Source organism: Saccharothrix isguenensis (genome assembly GCF_052936305.1).
In genome coordinates this window covers 3,414,590-3,429,587 of record NZ_CP193626.1, presented here as the reverse complement: position 1 = coordinate 3,429,587, position 14,998 = coordinate 3,414,590, and the positions used below count along the sequence as shown (strand labels likewise).

13 protein-coding genes are annotated in these 14,998 nt (G+C 72.1%); 4 read left to right on the top strand and 9 right to left on the bottom strand.

Going from position 1 to position 14,998, the window contains the following annotated elements; all coding sequences use genetic code 11:
• Positions 1–280: 280 nt before the first annotated feature.
• Positions 281–2,305, top strand: a complete 2,025-nt coding sequence (locus ACRAKI_RS15870) for a hypothetical protein (RefSeq protein WP_447007853.1) — start codon at positions 281–283, stop codon at positions 2,303–2,305.
• Positions 2,306–2,317: 12 nt separating this feature from the next.
• Here ACRAKI_RS15870 and ACRAKI_RS15865 read toward each other — a convergent pair whose 3' ends face one another.
• Complete coding sequence (locus ACRAKI_RS15865; RefSeq protein ID WP_447007852.1) at positions 2,318–3,349, bottom strand: polysaccharide deacetylase family protein; 1,032 nt, start codon at positions 3,347–3,349, stop codon at positions 2,318–2,320.
• Between the two features lie 244 nt (positions 3,350–3,593).
• Here ACRAKI_RS15865 and ACRAKI_RS15860 point away from each other — a divergent pair, with 244 nt between their 5' ends.
• Entirely contained in the window at positions 3,594–5,141 is a 1,548-nt protein-coding gene (locus ACRAKI_RS15860; RefSeq protein WP_447007851.1) for a putative glycoside hydrolase, read from the top strand.
• Positions 5,138–5,953, top strand: coding sequence for a DUF3152 domain-containing protein (locus ACRAKI_RS15855; protein ID WP_447007850.1), 816 nt, complete (start codon positions 5,138–5,140; stop codon positions 5,951–5,953). Before ACRAKI_RS15860 ends, ACRAKI_RS15855 begins: the two co-directional genes overlap by 4 nt.
• 5 nt (positions 5,954–5,958) lie before the next feature.
• Here the strand turns inward: ACRAKI_RS15855 and ACRAKI_RS15850 are convergent, their stop codons facing one another.
• Genes ACRAKI_RS15850 through ACRAKI_RS15835 form a run of 4 tightly spaced genes read right to left on the bottom strand, consistent with a single transcriptional unit; the run spans position 5,959 to position 10,384 of the window.
• On the bottom strand, positions 5,959–7,329 hold the full coding sequence (locus ACRAKI_RS15850) for a GH1 family beta-glucosidase (RefSeq protein WP_447007849.1): 1,371 nt from the start codon (positions 7,327–7,329) through the stop codon (positions 5,959–5,961).
• Entirely contained in the window at positions 7,326–8,210 is an 885-nt protein-coding gene (locus ACRAKI_RS15845) for a carbohydrate ABC transporter permease (protein WP_447007848.1), read from the bottom strand. Before ACRAKI_RS15845 ends, ACRAKI_RS15850 begins: the two co-directional genes overlap by 4 nt.
• A 9-nt stretch (positions 8,211–8,219) precedes the next feature.
• Complete coding sequence (locus ACRAKI_RS15840; RefSeq protein WP_447007847.1) at positions 8,220–9,140, bottom strand: carbohydrate ABC transporter permease; 921 nt, start codon at positions 9,138–9,140, stop codon at positions 8,220–8,222.
• Complete coding sequence (locus ACRAKI_RS15835) at positions 9,140–10,384, bottom strand: ABC transporter substrate-binding protein (protein WP_447007846.1); 1,245 nt, start codon at positions 10,382–10,384, stop codon at positions 9,140–9,142. The genes ACRAKI_RS15840 and ACRAKI_RS15835 overlap by 1 nt, the downstream gene beginning before the upstream one ends.
• A gap of 268 nt (positions 10,385–10,652) precedes the next feature.
• Between ACRAKI_RS15835 and ACRAKI_RS15830 the strand changes: the two genes are divergently transcribed.
• Positions 10,653–11,687, top strand: coding sequence for a LacI family DNA-binding transcriptional regulator (locus tag ACRAKI_RS15830; RefSeq protein WP_447007845.1), 1,035 nt, complete (start codon positions 10,653–10,655; stop codon positions 11,685–11,687).
• A gap of 6 nt (positions 11,688–11,693) precedes the next feature.
• Here the strand turns inward: ACRAKI_RS15830 and ACRAKI_RS15825 are convergent, their stop codons facing one another.
• The 4 genes from ACRAKI_RS15825 to ACRAKI_RS15810 all read right to left on the bottom strand — a co-directional run bounded on the left by ACRAKI_RS15825 (position 11,694) and on the right by ACRAKI_RS15810 (position 14,859).
• Positions 11,694–12,323, bottom strand: coding sequence for a response regulator (locus ACRAKI_RS15825; protein WP_447007844.1), 630 nt, complete (start codon positions 12,321–12,323; stop codon positions 11,694–11,696).
• Positions 12,324–12,785: 462 nt separating this feature from the next.
• A complete protein-coding gene (locus ACRAKI_RS15820) occupies positions 12,786–13,217 on the bottom strand; it encodes a hypothetical protein (protein WP_447007843.1) in 432 nt (143 codons plus the stop codon).
• A 41-nt stretch (positions 13,218–13,258) separates the two neighbouring features.
• Positions 13,259–14,419, bottom strand: coding sequence for a zinc-dependent alcohol dehydrogenase (locus tag ACRAKI_RS15815; protein ID WP_447008431.1), 1,161 nt, complete (start codon positions 14,417–14,419; stop codon positions 13,259–13,261).
• Between the two features lie 5 nt (positions 14,420–14,424).
• Positions 14,425–14,859, bottom strand: a complete 435-nt coding sequence (locus tag ACRAKI_RS15810; protein ID WP_447007842.1) for a hypothetical protein — start codon at positions 14,857–14,859, stop codon at positions 14,425–14,427.
• Between the last annotated feature and the right edge of the window lie 139 nt (positions 14,860–14,998).

The following is a 14,998-nucleotide window of genomic DNA, read 5'->3' as shown; positions in this document are numbered from 1 at the left end:
GCTGGTGCGCTGATCGCGGTAGTGGATCTCGAACTGGTCGGCCGGCGGTTCCCGGCAGTCCGGGGAGCTGGGCCGGACGGCCCGGTGGGCGGACCACCTGGCGTTCGGCGCGCTGGTCGGCGCCGTCCTGGGGTCCACAGTGGACGAGGGTGGCGGCACGCGCCGGTCCCGGACCCGACGGCGTCCGGGTAGGGTTCGGGCGTTCCCGCGCTGTCGTGCCTGGAGGTGATCGGGCGCCTTGATGTTCCGACGTGCCGCACCGAAGGAGCGTGCCCCGCAAGTGGAGCCCGTGATCGAGCGGGAGCCCACACCCGCGCCCCAACCGGCTGCTGCCCCGACGCCCCCGCCCGCCCAGTTCTCGGCCTCGTTCGCGGGCGCCACGCTGGTGGTCGGGCCGCCTGCGGGCGCGACCCCGGCCGCGGTCGCCGTGGGCCGGAGCCTGCCGGTGGACCGAGGCCGCACGGTGGTCGTCATCGACCCGCCGCACGGCGACGAGTCGTCCTTCTGGCCGGCCGTGGCCACCGCGTTGCACGGCCGGGGGCCGGTGCGGCTGATGACCTCGCACTCGGGCTCGATGCGGCCGACGGCGCCCGCGCAGTGGCTCGCCGAGCAGTTGCAGGCCGAGGTGGTGGCGCCGGACGGCGCGGTCACCACGGTGCCGGGCGCGGCGTTCGTCGCGGGCAACGGCGGGTACGGCTGCTGGCTGCGGTTCCTGCCCGGCTCGTCGCCGGTGCCGATGGGCCGCCGGTTCCCCGTGCCGCAGTGGGAGGCCGTCGACCCGAACACGCCGTGGCCGACCGGTGAGGTCGGCATCTCCGAACCGATCCCGGCCGGGCTGTGGCTGCGGGCCCAGCGCGCGCAGTTCGACCCCCAGGCGCCGGACGCGCGGGCGGTCATCGGGCTCCCGTGCCGGGACAACGTGCTGACCGTCGTGATCGGCGGTCCCGGGCAGCCGGCGATCCCCACCGACGAGGTGTGCCGCCTGCTGGGCGGGCTGCCGTCGGCGGCGCGGTCTCGGGTGCGGCTGGTCTGGTACGGCGGCGAGCACCAGGCGCAGGCGGTGGCCGACGAGCTCGGCGAGCCGATCTCCCTGTACACGGGCCTGCCGGTGGGTTCGGTGCGCACCGGCGCGGCGGTGGTGGCGGTGAACCCGCGCGGGCAGCAGACGTGGCGGCCGTACGTGACCGAGGTGCGGTACGCGCGGGCGGGCGTGCCGGTCGTGTCGGGTTACCGGGCGCCCGCTCCGGGCCTGGTGGAACGCGGCGCGGGCATCTTCGACCTGGGCGGCGGCGTGGTGCTGGAGGTCGTGCCGTCCGGGCTGTGGGTGCGTGACGCCGAGGACAACGGCCCCGAGGTGCGGTCGCTGCCGGTGGACCCGGAGTGGGCTCGGCTGACCGTCGGCACGCCGGGACGCACGACGGCCGGCGCGGTGGCCGTGGCCGGCGCGTCGCTGGTGGAACGGCTGGAGCCGGAGGTGCGGCGGCTGCTGAAGGTCGTGTTCTGCGACCCGTCGCCGCCGTCGCGACCGCCGGTGGCCGAGGAGGAGCCGCGGCCCGTGGCGGCGGACGAGCCGGTGCCGCTGAGCGTGGACGGCCCGCTGGCCGACTCCCCCGCGCCGGTGTGGGGCGAGCAGGTCGGCGACGAGGTCCTGCCGCCGGACCACCGCAGCACCGAGCAGGAGCGCGACGCGCTGCGCCGGATGCTCGGCGAGCGCTACGGGCAGCACGCGGCGGTGGCGTGCCGGCACATCGCGGAGCGCCCGGACGACTCCGAGGCGTTCGAGGCCGTGGTGACGGACCTGGCGGCGGTGTCGGCGTGCCTCCATCACGACGAGGAGATCCTGGTCGAGGCGCTGCGCTCGGGGAAGCTGGGTCGGCTGTGGCCGTACGCGGCGTCGGTGGTGTCGGGTCTGCGCCGGCTGCCGGTGTACCAGGGTGTGACGGTGTGCTGGGGCGGGTCGCGGCAGTACCGGACGGGTGACGTCCTGGTCGAGCACGGCCTGCTGAACACGGTGGCCGGGCCGGCGCTGCCGGTCGACGGTCGGGTCGAGTTCCTGATGTGGTCGGTGACCGGGCGGCGGGTGACGGTGGTCGACTCGTTCGGCAACCTGCTGCAGGAGCGGGTGGTGTTCCCGCCGGGCAGCGCGTTCAAGGTGCTGGCGGTGGTGGAGGCCGAGGAGACCGCGCCGATGCAGGTGATGGTGCAGGAGGTCGTGGGTCGCCACCACGAACTGCCGCCGGGCGTGCTCGGCAGCCTGGAGCGGGCCGCGGTCGCCCTGCGCAACCGCGCCCGCGCCATCGCCTGACCCGACCGGTCCTCAGTAGCCGAAGGCCCGGTCGGCGAACTGCTCGGCGGGCGTGCCCGCCGAGGCCGGGTGGGAGATCCGGTCGGGCACGCCGTCGGACGTGTACCGCTGCTCCGGGGCGGCGGCCAGCTGGTCCAGCCACACCGTGGAGCCGTAGCGGAAGTCCTCGCCGGCCGCGTCCTGGGACCGGATGCGCGGCGTGGCGACCGGGTCGAACTCGGCCGCGAACGGCGAGGGCGCCGGGCCCGCGCCGACCATCAGCACGCACGCGTAGTCGTAGGACGCGCCGTCGAACGTCCCGCCCCGGGCGAGTTCCGGGTTGCCGGGCACGGCGCCGAACGGCAGCGCGAGGCTCGACACCCGGTAGTCCGGCACGGCCTGCTCGATCTCCCGCTGGCCGAGCAGGACCGCCTCCTGGACCTGCTGGTCGGCCGCGGCGGCGAGGTTCGTGTGGTGCAGGGTGTGGTTGCCGATCTCGAAGCCGTGGTCGCGCAGCCACCGCAGCGGGGCGCCGTCCGACGCCCCGAACGGCGCGGCGTTGACGTAGAGGCTCGCCACCGGCCGGAAGCCGGGGTTCCGCGCGGCCACGTCGAGCAGGATCGCGATCGCGGTGCCGGGCGCGGGCTCCCCGTCGGGGCCGAGCGCGAACTGGGTCGGGTCGCCGTCGTCGAACGTCAGCACCACGGGGTGCTTCCCCGCCGGGATGTCGATCCGGCCGGTCGCGTACTCCGCGGTCGTCACCGGCACGTACCCCTCGCCGGCCAGCCGTTCCAGCTCGGCGCGGAACGCCGCCGGCGTCCGGTCGTAGACGGACGTCGGCTGCTCGACGAGCCGGTGGTACATCAGGATCGGGACCTGCCCGAGCTCGTTGGCCCGGACGGCCGCCGGGTCGGGCGGCGCCGGGGAGGAGGACGCCGGCGACGGGATGGCGGCGACCTGTCCGGGCAGTTCCGCGGCGGGCAGTTCGGCGGCGGGTTGGGCGGTGCAGGCGAAGGACACGGACGCGGCGAGCGCCACGACGGCCGCTACCGGCCTGGGCGACATGGTGTTCACCTTCGGATGGTTGCGCTTGTCGGCCGGGTGGAAAACGGAGTACACCCCTTCGGATGACCGCCAGTTTGGCGGCCGGCCCAGAGGGTTAGTCGCTGGTTGCAGATGGCACGCCGAGATAGGAGTGGCCCGGATGTCGGATTCAGCCTCATCGGACGCAGCCCTGTCGGACCCGGCACCACCGGACCCGGAGCGTCCCGGCGGAGCGCCGGAGGAATCGCCCCGGAAGTCGAGGCGGGTGTTGATACCCGCGGTCGGCGTCGTGGTGCTGCTGCTGATCGCCGGCGTCGTCACGACGATCGTGTACGGACGCGGCGTCGGACTCGCCGTCGCCGAGCTGTCCAACGGAATCGCTGTCACTCCTTCGGGTGTAGAGCGCGTGTCCATCACCACCGCGGACCCCGAAGGGCTCGATCGTGTCACCGTGCACGTTGACGGACAGCCGGTCGAGGTGCGGCGCGCCGACGGCCGCATGACGTTGAGCGGGGTGAAGCTGGCCGAGGGCCTGCACACCCTGTCCGTGCGCGCGGTGAACCCGCTGCCGTGGATGCCCGACGCGGTGGTCCTGCGCGAGTTCACGGTGGACGGCACGCCGCCCTCGCTGGAGGTGGACGTGGTCGAGGCCGAGTCGCCGCGCGGACCGGTGAAGGTGCGGGGCAGCGCGGACGGCGCGGACTCGGTGCTGGTGGGCGACCAGGAGGTGCCGGTACGCGACGGCCGGTTCGAGGCGTCGCTGTCGACCGCGCCGACCATGATCCGGGTCGAGGCGAACGACGCGGCCGGCAACGCGCGGCACCACGAGGTGCCGGTCAAGGTCACGCACCCCGGCATGCGCGCCGTGCACATGAGCGCCGCCGCGTGGGCGACCCCGTCGCTGCGCGACCCCGTGCTGGCGATGGCGCGCGAGGGCCGCATCGACACCGTGCAGCTGGACATCAAGGACGAGAGCGGCGAGATCGGCTACGAATCGCAGGTGCCGCTGGCCAGGCAGATCGGCGCGACCCGCAACCACTACGACGCGCGCGCCGCGATCGAGGAGCTGCACGGCATGGGGCTGCGGGTGGTCGGCCGGCTGGTGGCGTTCCGCGACCCGATCCTCGGCAAGGCCTCGTGGGACTCCGGCGCGCGCGACCGGGTGGCGCAGAACGCGTCGGGCGCGCCCTGGTCGGCGCACTACGGCCAGTACGCGTTCACGAACTTCGCCAACCCGGAGGTCCGCGACTACAACATCGCGATCGCCAAGGAGGCCGCCGAGCTGGGGTTCGACGACATCCTCTACGACTACGTGCGGCGGCCGGACGGCCCGCTGGGCCAGATGGTGTTCCCCGGCCTGACCACCACGCCCGAGCAGTCCATAGTGGACTTCCTCCGGGACAACCGGGCGGCCGTGCGCCCGCTCGGCGCGTACCTGGGCGCGTCGGTGTTCGGCATCGCCGCGCACAGCCCGCAGGACGTGGCGCAGGACATCCCGGCCATCTCGACGCACGTCGACTACGTCGCGCCGATGGTCTACCCGTCGCACTGGGGTTCCGGCGAGTACGGCGTGGACAACCCGAACGCCAAGCCGTACGACATCGTGCGGGCGTCGGTCGCGGACTTCGTCCGGATCACGGAGGGCACCGGCGCGACGGTCATCCCGTGGCTGCAGGCGTTCTCGCTGGGCCACAACTACGGTCCGGGCGAGATCCAGGCGCAGGTGGTCGCCACGGCGGACGCGGGCGCGCCGTCGTTCCTGCTGTGGAACGCGGCGTGCGCCTACGGGTCGGCCGGGTTGGAGCCCGCATGAGGTCCGTCCCGCTGGTGCCCTACCTGGCGGGGGTGTGCCTGGCCGTGACGACGGTGGTGGCGTTGGACACCGGGCTCCCGGCGCAGCCGACGACCGTCGTCTGGCCCGCCGCCGGCGTCGTGCCCGCCACCCCGCTGCCCGCTCCGGCGACGGCGTCCGGTCCGGCGACGCCGGCGGCGGCACCGGTCGACAGGTTCCGGTCCGCCCCGGACCTGCCGCCCGGTCACCCGTTCCCGACGCACGGCGTGGGCACGTGGCGGGTCGTGCCACCGGCCGCCGGCCCGGCCGGGGCCAGTGGGTTCACGTACACGGCGGAGGTCGAGGACGGCATGGAGCTGCCGAACGGCGACGACTCGTTCGCCGCCGTGGTCGACTACGCGTTGAAGCACCCGCGCGGGTGGTCCGGGCAGCACGAGTTCCGCCGGGTCGGCCCCGACGGGGAACCGGACCTGCGGATCCGGCTGACGTCCCAGCAGACCTCGCGGGCCCTGTGCGGATTCGAACTGCCCTACGACACGTCGTGCCGGATCGGGTCGACCGTCCACCTCAACTCGGCGCGCTGGTTCCGGGGCGCCCACACGTACGGCCGTGACCTGCGGGGCTACCGGTTCTACGCGATCAACCACGAGGTCGGGCACTTCCTGGGCCTCGGGCACGAGGTGTGCCCGACGGACGGCGCCCCGGCGCCCGTGATGATGCAGCAGACCTTGAGCATCGACAACGACGGCCTGGCGTCGATCATCACGGGCAGCGACCAAGGCGTCCAAGTCACCCCCGACGGGAAGTCCTGCACCCCGAACCCCTGGCCCTGACCGGGTCACTCCGCAGGAGTGGCCTTCGCCCGCTGCTCGGCGACCAGGTCGCGGTACCAGTGGAAGCTCGCCCTCGGCGTGCGCACCAGGGTCTCGTAGTCCACGTGGACCAGGCCGAACCGGTGCTTGTAGCCGTGCGCCCACTCGAAGTTGTCCAGGAACGACCACACGAAGTAGCCGCGCAGGTCCACGCCCGCCTTGACCGCGTCGTGGGCCGCCGCGAGGTGGCTGCGCAGGTAGTCGATCCGCTCCTGGTCGACGAACCCGGGGTTGTCCGGGTAGACGCACCCGTTCTCGGTGACGTACACCGGCGGCAGGTCCGGGTACAGGTCCTTGAGGCCTACCAGGGTCTGGGTCATCCCCTCCGGTTCGACGGGCCAGTTCATCGCGGTGCGCGGCACGTCCGGCAGCCGGCTGGTGTCGATGCCGACGTCGATCGACGTGCGGGTGGCCGGGTCCGGGTCGCGGTACGGCGCGTCGGCCACGTGCTGGCGGTAGTAGTAGTTGATGCCGACGTAGTCCAGCGGCGTGGAGATCAGCTCCAGGTCGCCGTCCTGCCGGAAGGAGAGGTCGGTGACGCCGGCGAACGTCTCCTCGTAGTCGTCGGGGTAGCGCGCGGCGAACAGCGGCTCGGTGAACTGGCGGCGCAGCAGGACGTCGTGCCGGCGTGCCGCGGCCACGTCCGCTTCCGACTGCGTCACCGGGGTGGACGGCGACTGGTTGAGCACGATGCCGAATTCGTGCCCCTGCGAGCCGCGCATGGCGTTCACGGCGAGGCCGTGCGCGACCATCAGGTGGTGGGCGGCGGCGAGTGAGCCGTGGCCCTCCCGCGCGCCCGGGGCGTGCCTGCCCTCGCCGTAGCCGACGATGGAGGAGACGTACGGCTCGTTGAACGTCGTCCACTTCGACACGCGGTCGCCCAGCGCGTCGTGCACGACCTTGGCGTACTCGGCGAAGCGCAGCGCGGTGTCACGGGAGCGCCAGCCGCCCAGTTCCTCCAACGCCTGCGGCAGGTCCCAGTGGTAGAGGGTGAGGAACGGCTCGACGCCGCGTTCCAGCAGCCCGTCGACCAGCCGGCTGTAGAAGTCCAGGCCGCGCTGTTCGATCCGGCCCGCGCCGGTCGGCAGGATGCGCGGCCAGGACACCGAGAACCGGTAGGCGTCCACGCCCAGCTCGCCGAGCAGCGCCAGGTCCTCGGGCACCCGGTGGTAGTGGTCGCAGGCCACCGCCCCGGTGTCGCCACCCGCGACCGCACCCGGCACCGCGCCGAACGCGTCCCAGATCGACGGTCCTCTCCCGTCTGCGTCCACGCCCCCTTCGATCTGGTAGGCCGAAGTGGCGACGCCCCAGCGGAACCCTCGGGGAAAGTCGATCATCCTTTTAGCGCTCCTTGCATGATTCCGCCGACGATCTGGCGTCCGAACAGGAGGAACACGGCGAGCACCGGCACGGTGCCGATCGTCGCCGCGGTGAGCACGAGCGTGTAGTCGGTGGTGTACCCACTGGCCAGGGTGGACAACGCGGTCTGGACGGTCGGGTTCTCCGGGGTCAGCACGACGAGCGGCCAGAAGAAGTCGTTCCACGCCTGCATGAACGTGAACAGGCCGAGCACCGCGGCCGCGGGGCGGGCGGCCGGCAGGACGACGTTCCAGTACAGGCGCAGCGAGCTGCACCCGTCCATCCGCCCGGCCTCCAGCAGCTCGTCGGGCACCGCCCGCTCGAAGTACTGCCGCATGAAGAACACGCCGAACGCGGTGACCAGGCCGGGCACGATGACCGCGTGGATCTCCCCCGCCCAGCCGAAGTCGCTCATCATCATGTACAGCGGGATGACGCCCAGCTCCGTCGGCACGGCCTGGGTGGCGATCACCAGCAGCATGAGCGCCGACCGGCCGCGGAACTTGAGCTTGGCGAAGGCGAACCCGGCCAGCGTGGAGAAGAGCACCACGGAGACCGTGATGGTTCCCGACACGATCAGCGAGTTCATCATCGCCAACGCGAAGTCGGACTGGTCGAACACCCGCGCGATGTTCGCGAACAGGTGGCCCCCGGGCACCAGCACCGGCGGCACGCTGTCCACCTTGTCGGGCGTCTGCGAGGACACGACGAGCGACCAGTACACCGGGAACGCCGACCCGGCGAGCACGGCGATCAGCGCCGCGTAGGTCCACGGTCCGGGCATCCGCATCCGCATCGCCCCGCGCCGCCGGGACGGCGGGGGCGCGCCGGGCGCCAACGGTTCGAGCACGGTGGTCATGGTGTCCCCTCAGTCCGTCCGGATGCGGCGGGCCGCCAGGTAGCTCAGCCCGGTGATGGCGATCGTCGCGATGACCAGCAGCCAGGCGATGGCCGACGCGTAGCCGAAGTCGAACTTCGCGAAGCCCTGCTCGTAGAGGTAGAGCGCGGCGGTCTGGAACTGGCGGTCCGAGCCGCCGGTCGCGGCGCCCGCGCCCGGGTTGAACAGCAGCGGCTCGGCCAGCAGTCGCATGTTGCCCGCGGTGGCGATCACCGTGGAGAAGATGATCTGGGGGCGCAGCATGGGGACGGTGATCCGCCAGAACTGCTGCCAGCCGGACGCGCCGTCGAGCCGGGCCGCTTCGTACACGCTGGTCGGGATGGCCTGCATGGACGCCAGGAAGATCAGCGCGTGGTAGCCGGTCCAGCGCCACACCACCATCGTCGCGATGGCGGCGTGGGAGCTGCCGGTGCCGGCCTGCCAGTCGATCCGGCCCAGGTCGAACAGGCCCAGCACCCAGTTGATCATGCCGAAGTCCCGGCCGAACAGCTGCGCGAAGATGATCGTCACCGCCGCCACCGAGGTGATGTTCGGCAGCAGCACGCCCATCCGGAAGAACGTCCGGCCGCGCAGCCGCCGGTTGAGCAGCTGCGCGATGCCGAGCGCGAACAGGATCTGCGGGACGGTGGTGAGCAACCACAGGCTGAGCGTGTTGCCCATCGCGTTCCAGAAGTACGGGTCCGCGGTGAGCAGCTCGACGTAGTTGTCGAGCCCGATGAACGTCGCCGCGTCGCCGTCGAGCAGGTTGCGGTCCTGCATCGACACCCATGCGGTGTAGAGCAGGGGGAACAGGCCGAACACCGCGAACAGCAGGAAGTACGGCGCGATGTAGGCGTACGGCGCGTACCGGATGTCCCACCGGTGGCGGCGTTCGCGCCAGTCCGTCTTCATCAGTCCTCGAGCCTCTTGACGTCGGCGACGAACTGCTGCCACGACTCGTCCGGGCTCTGATTGCCCTGTTCCACGCGCTGCATGGCGTTGCCCATCTCGGTCTGCACGTCGCCGGCCTTGGGCCCCTGGTACTGCGGCTTGAGGGCGCGGGCCGCGTCGGTGAACACCTTGCCGACGGGGGCGTTGTTGAAGAACTCGTCCTGCTTCATGGCCACCGACTGCTCGCTGTACAGCTTCGGCGCGGACGGGAGCAGGCCGGCGTTGGCGAAGACCTTGGCCTGCTGCTCGGGCGCGGTGAGCCAGGTGGCGAGGGCGACGGCCTTATCGACGTTCTTGCCCTGCTTGGGCACGGTCAGGTAGGAGCCGCCCCAGTTGCCGCCGCCGCCGGGCACGGCCGCGAGGTCCCACTTGCCCTTGGTGTCCGGGGCCTGGTCCTTGATCTTGGCCATCATCCAGGCGGGGCAGGCGAGGGTGGCGAACTGGCCCTGCTTGAAGCCGGTGTTCCACTGCGGGGTGCTGTGCAGCAGCCCGGCGGACAAACCGTCGGCCACGCCCTGGGCGACGAGGTCCCAGCCCTTCCTGATCTCGGCGTTGTCACCGACGACGATCTTGTCGTTCCTGTCGTAGTAGCCGGTGGGCGCCTGGCCGACGATGGCGTTGAGCACGGTCGGGCCACCGTCGAAGAACTTCGCGCCGGCGGGCGCGTTGGCCGTGAACTGCTTGCCGGTGGCCATGAACTGCTCCCACGTGGGCCACAGCGCGGACACCTGGTCGCGGTCGGAGGGCAGGCCGGCGGCTTCGAACAGGTCGCGGCGGTAGCAGATGGCCAGGCCGCCGATGTCGGTGCCGTAGCCGATCTGCTTGCCGTCCTTGGACAGCGAGCCCTCCCACTTCCAGTCCAGCCAGCGGTCCTTGATGTCGGACTTCAGCTCGACGAACTGGCCCGGGTTGGCCTTGAACTGGTTGATGTAGCCGACGTCTACCGCCTCGATGTCCGCCGCGCCGTTGTTCGTGGCGAGGTGGGCGGCGAGGTTCTTGTGGTGGTCGGAGTAGGAGGCGGTGCGGTCGGTGATGTCGATGTCCGGGTGCGCCTTCTCGTACTCCTCGAACAGCTGCTGGTAGCCGAAGTTGCCGAACATGCCGATGGTGATCCTGGTCTTGCCGTCACCGCTGTCGCCGCCGCAGCCGGCGAGCAGGCTCGCGGCCAGCAAGCCGACGCCCACCATGGTCCCGGTTCGTCTCATTGCACGGCTCTCCCTCTGTCCACAATCCAGTCGTTTCGGCACGCCGGATACGCGCAAGGTCGATCCGAGGGGTTTCCGGCGAATTCGACCGGGTCTTCGCCCGGTCGGTGTGGTGTACATGACAGCCGTGGGCCGGGACACCGTCAAGTAACGAACCGATAACCTCGCTGTTTCGATGCTGTGGCGTTTCCGCAGGTGATACGGTGTATAGCCAGGTCAGACCACCCTCGCTGGGAGCTTGAAACCGGTTACAAAGAAAGGGCGTCAGATGCCGACGATCCGCGAGATCGCCCAGCTCTGCGGAGTGTCCGTGGCGACCGTTTCCCGTGTTTTCAACCAGCCGCTGACGGTCAGCCGGGAAAAGCGCGAAGTGGTGGAGCGGGTGGCCCGCGAGCTGGACTACCGGCCCAACGAGTCGGCCCGCGCGCTGGCCACGAAGCGGTCCGGGCTGATCGGCCTGGTGTGGGACACCGACCACCGCAGGCCGGGGTGGCGGCACCCGTACCTCCAGGAGCTGCTGATCGGGTTGAAGTCCGCGCTCAGCGCGCACGGCTACCACCTGCTGATGCTCGCCACGAGCGGGTCGGCGGCGCTGCGTGCGGTCGGCGCGTCCCTGGCCGACCCGGTGGCGTACGTCAACATGACCCGGCGGCACCACCTGGGCGGGCTGGTCCTGATCGACAGCGGGTCGGACGCGTCGGCGTTCACCGCGTTCGCCCAGTCCGGGTTGCCGTGCGTGGCGGTCGACGTGGACGTGGACGGACCGCGGGCCACGTACGTGACGTCGGACAACGTCGGCGGCGCGGCGCTGGCGGTGCGGCACCTCGCCGCGGCCGGCCACCGCCGGATCGCCACCGTCACCGGGCCGCGGAGCAACCGCCCGTCCGTCGACCGCGTCACCGGCTTCCGCGCGGCGATGGCGGAAGCGGGCCTGCCCGTGCCGCCGGAGTACGTGGTGGAGGGCGACTTCTACCGGCCCAGCGGCCAGGCGGCGATGCGGTCGCTGATCGCCCTGCCCGAGCCGCCGACCGCCGTGTTCTGCGCGAGCGACGAGATGGCCGTGGGCGCGCTGCTCGCCGCGCGCCACGCCGGGCTGCGGGTGCCCGACGACCTGGCCGTCGTCGGCTTCGACGACATCGAGTTGGCCGCGCTCGTCGACCCGCCGCTGACCACGCTGGCCCAGGACAAATCGGGCATCGGCGTCGCCGCCGCGCGTGCCGTGCTCACCATGGTGCACGGCGGCGACACACCGGAACCCGCGTTCCTGCCGACCAGGCTGGTGGTGCGCGCCTCCAGCCGGTGACCGGGATCAGGGCTTGGCGCGTCCGGTGGCCCAGGCCCACGCCGCGATGGCGACCCGGTTCTTGGTGCCGGTCTTGAGTTGGACGGACGCGATGTGGTTCTTCACCGTGCCCGGCGACAGGAACAGCTCGGCGGCGATCTCGGCGTTGGTCAGGCCGACCGCGACCATGGTCACGACCTGGTCCTCCCGTTCGGTCAGCACGACGCTCGACGTCTCGTGCGGCAGTTCCCGCCCGCGCAGCAGCCGAACGGTGAGCTCCGGGCTGATGAGCATGTCGCCGTCGACCGCCGCACGGACGGCCTCGACGAGCAGGGTGGGGGCCGAGCGCTTCAGGATGAACCCGGCGGCGCCGTGGCGCAGGGCCGCCTGGACGTACTCGTCCAGCCCGAACGAGGTGACCACGACGACGTGGATACCGGTGCCGGCCAGCGCGCGGGCCACCTCGATGCCGTCGGTGCCCGGCATCCGGATGTCGGCGAGCACCACGTCGGGCTTGACCGCCAGGGCGGTGTCGATCGCGGCACGGCCGTCGACCGCCTCGGCCACCACCGCCATGTCGGGCTGGGCGTCGAGGATCATGCGGAAGGCGCCGCGGATGCCTTCCTGCTCGTCGGCGAGGAGGATGCGGGCGACCACCCCCGTGATTGTGCCGGCGGCAGCCACGCCGTCAGCGGCCACCCGTCCGGCATGGCGCGGGTGACCAGCTCGCCGCCCTGTTCCGCCAGGAGCGCGGCCAGGCCGGGTAGTCCGGACCCGCCACGCCGGCGGCCGCGCGTGCCGCTCACACCGTCGTTGGTCATCTCGACCTCCAGCGCCCCGGCCGTCACCTCGACGCGCAGGTCGACGCGCGTCGCCCGCGGTGCGTGCCCGCCTGGATGTGCGGGCGAGGTCTTCCCGCGCTGGATCCCCGGCCTGCGCGGCAAGCCGCAAGCACCCGGCAGCCGACGACGGCGCCCCTCGGCTCAGCGGCGGAACGCCGGGCTGAAGGTCGGACGGCGCGCCGGTATCGGCCGCCCACCTCGGTGCGCCTCCTGCCGCCGGGATCGCCGGAGACCCGCCTCGGCGCACGCGGCGAGGCGGGTCTCCGGCAGACGGTCGCTAGTCGGTGCTCCCGGGCGTCCGGGCGGCGCCGCCGACCGAGCCGCCGGCCTCGTCGGCGGACTGCCCGCGGTTCGCCGCCTCGGCCCGTGTCTCGGCCTCGACGCCGCCGCCGCTGTCCAGGCTGACCACACCCTCGTCGCGGACGATCTGGTCGCGGTCCACGTTCTCCGCCGTCACGTCGGGCTGCTCCTCGGCGAGCCGCTCGTCCAACGGCCTCGGGTGGGACTCCTCGTACGGCGTCATGCCGTACTTGTCCACACCGCTCCACTGCTCCGGCGGGTCCATCCCCGCCTCCAGCGGATCCTGCCGGAGCCTGTCCTCGTCCAGGTCCTCGGCCGCGCTCAGGCCGGCGGTGTCGGTCTCCACCGCGTCGGGTGATCCCCCGTTGTCCTGGGGCGCGGCATAACCCTGCAAGTCATCCGAACTCATGGCGGCGGTGTACCCGGTGTGGCGCGACCGAACCGCGTTCCTCACGGTTGGAAGACCGCACGCACGCAGTCGTCCTCCTTCTCCTTGAACAATTGGTAGCCACGCGGGCCCTCCTCCAGCGGCAGGACGTGGGTGGCCAGGTGGGCGGTCGTCAGCTCGCCGGAAGCGATGCGGTCGAGCAGCATCGGGATGTAGCGCTGCCCGTGCTGCTGGGCGCCGCGCAGGGTGAGGCCCTTGTTCATCACCGCGCCCAGGGGGAACTTGTCGACGAAGCCGCTGAACACGCCGAGCACGAACACCGAGCCGCCCTTGCGGCAGTTGTGGATCGCCTCGCGCACCGCGATCGGCCGGTCCGTTTCCAGCTTCAACTTGCTCTTGACCTGGTCGTACGCGTGCTGCGGGCCATAGCTGTGCGCTTCGCAGCCCACGGCCTCGATGCACACGTCCGGGCCCCGGCCACCGGTCATCTCCCGCAGCGCGGCGCCGATGTCGACGTGCTGGTAGTTCAGCGTCTCCAGCCCGAAGACCTGCTCCGCCTGGCGCAGCCGGTAGTCGAACCGGTCGACCACGACGACGCGCTCCGCGCCGAGCAGCTGCGCCGAGCGGGCCGCCATCTGGCCGACCGCGCCGCTGCCCCAGACCGCGACGACGTCACCCGCCCGCACCCCGCCGAGGTCCGCTCCCATCCACCCGGTGGGCACCGAGTCGGAGGCGAACACCGCGCTCAGGTCGTCCACCTCGTCCGGCACGGGGATGGCGTTGTAGTCCGCGAACGGCACGCGCACGTACTCGGCGTGGCTGCCCTTGAAACCGCCCATCGCGTGGGAGTAGCCGAAGATCCCGCCCGCCTCAGCGCCCCACAGCGCCTGCGTGATGCCGGGGTTGGTGTTGGTGTTGTCGCAGAGCGACCACAGGTCGTTGCGGCAGTACCAGCACTGCCCGCAGCCGATGAACGACGCCACGACCACCCGGTCACCGGGCTTGTGGCGGGTCACGTCGGGCCCGACCTCGACCACCTCGCCCATGAACTCGTGGCCGATGACGTCACCGGCCTGCATGAACGGGATGTGCCCGGTGAGCAGGTGCAGGTCCGAGCCGCACGCGGTGCTCAGCCGCACCCTCAGGATGAGGTCCCCGTCGTTGAGGATCCTCGGGTCGGGCACGTCCTGCACCCGCACGTCGTTGATGCCTTCCCAGCACATCGCCCTCACAGCCGACCCTCCCCCGCGGACTTGCCGATCACCATGCGCAACACCTTGCCCGCAGGCCCCGGGTGCGTGGTGGACGGAGTGTCCGGCCTGATCACCGTGCCGGTCTCCAGCACCGACTTGGCCTTGCGCAACGCCACGCGCAGATCTTCGCGCGACACCTCGCCGCCCTCCTTCGGCCGCGCCATCAACTCGGTGCCCCGGTCGCCGGGAGCGGTGCGGAAGCGAACGTCGACGCCCTCCCGCAACCTGTGCAACGGGTCGGGCAACGCCTCCGCGCCCGCCACGGCCTCCAAGGGTCGGTCGACGGTCACGGCCAGCCAGTGGTCGGACCGGTCGCGGTGCAGTTCGCGCCGGCGCGCCGCCATCCGCCGGCCGACCGCCACGGCCGCGCCGACGCCCGTGACGGCGATGGCCTTCATGGTTCCGTTCATCGCTGTGCCTCTCCTGGTCGAGGAGCCAGCGGATACCCCTGACAGGGTGACTAATCCGTGGTTGGCCCGGATTCACCGGCGCGGATGCCCGCAGCGCGGGTCCGGGGCCGGTCACGGCGGCGAGCAGCCGGCCCGCCGC